The sequence below is a fragment of the Micromonospora sp. ATLC20 genome, from assembly GCF_057196585.1.
This window is the reverse complement of the sequence record NZ_JBXUOV010000388.1, coordinates 1-1085: the sequence shown is the minus strand read 5'-3', so window position 1 is coordinate 1085 and position 1085 is coordinate 1. Positions and strand designations below refer to the sequence as shown.

The window sequence follows — 1085 nt, the reverse complement described above, 5'->3', positions numbered from 1 at the left end:
CCGGTTCGGCGGCGCGCTGCGCCGGTGCCGCCGGGTCGTGCCACTCGACCTCCAGCACCGACTCGCCGGTGCGCAGCCGCACCCGGCGCACCGGCCCGGCCAGGTCGGCGACGAGCTTGCGGGCCTGCCGGCGCAGCCCGTCGAGCACCTGCTCGGCCTCGGCGTCCGCCATCACGCCACCTCCGCCCGGCCACCGGCCGGGGAGGCAGCCGGGGACGGTCCGGCCGCGCGGGCCGCGCCGAAGCGGCGGAAGCGCTGCCGGCGGCGGCGGACCAGCGTGGCCGGAGGGACGGTGAGCAGCGGGGCGAGGTTCGCCGCCACGGCCCGGCGCAGCAGCTCGGCCGCGCCGCCCGGGTCGGCGTGGGCGGCCGGGCGCGGCTCCGGCACCAGCTCGTCGACGACGCCGAGGCGGCACAGGTCGGCGCCGGTGAGCCGCAGCGCGCGGGCCGCCTGCGGGGCGGCCGAGCTGTCCGGCCAGAGGATCGCGGCGCAGCCCTCCGGGCTGATCACCGAGTAGACGGCGTGTTCCAGCATGAGCACCCGGTCGGCGACCGCGAGCGCGAGCGCGCCGCCGCTGCCGCCCTCCCCGGTGACCACCGCCACCACCGGCGTGGGCAGCACGGTGAGCGCGAGGATGTTCTCCGCGATCGCCGCCGCCTGGCCCTGCTGCTCGGCGCTCACCCCCGGGTCCGCGCCGGGCGTGTCCACGAGCGTCACCACCGGCAGCCGCAGCCGCGCCGCGAGACGCATCAGCCGCAGCGCCTTGCGGTGACCGGCGGGGCTGGCCATGCCGAAGTTGCGGGTCACCAGCTCGGCTGTGGTGTGCCCCTTCTGGTGGCCGATCACCATCACCGGCCGTCCGTCCAGGCGGGCGATGCCGCCGACGACAGCCGGGCAGTCCGCGCCGAGCCGGTCGCCGTGCAGCTCCACGAAACCGTCGAACGCGGTCTCCAGGTAGTCCAGTGTGGTCGGCCGGCCCGGGTGCCGCGCCGTGCGTACCGTCTCCCAGGGGTCGCGGTCCGGCCGCGTGGTCGCTGTGGGCGCGGTGGCCGGCGGGCGCGGGGCGGGCGCGGTCTCCGGGGCGC

At 79.0% G+C, this 1085-nt stretch carries 1 protein-coding gene; it reads right to left on the bottom strand.

Annotated elements, in window-relative coordinates; translation table 11 throughout:
* Nucleotides 1-171: 171 nt before the first annotated feature.
* Nucleotides 172-1085: acetyl-CoA carboxylase carboxyltransferase subunit alpha (locus AC2CHG_RS31505; RefSeq protein WP_484526221.1), on the bottom strand; the 914-nt coding region annotated here is incomplete at its 5' end.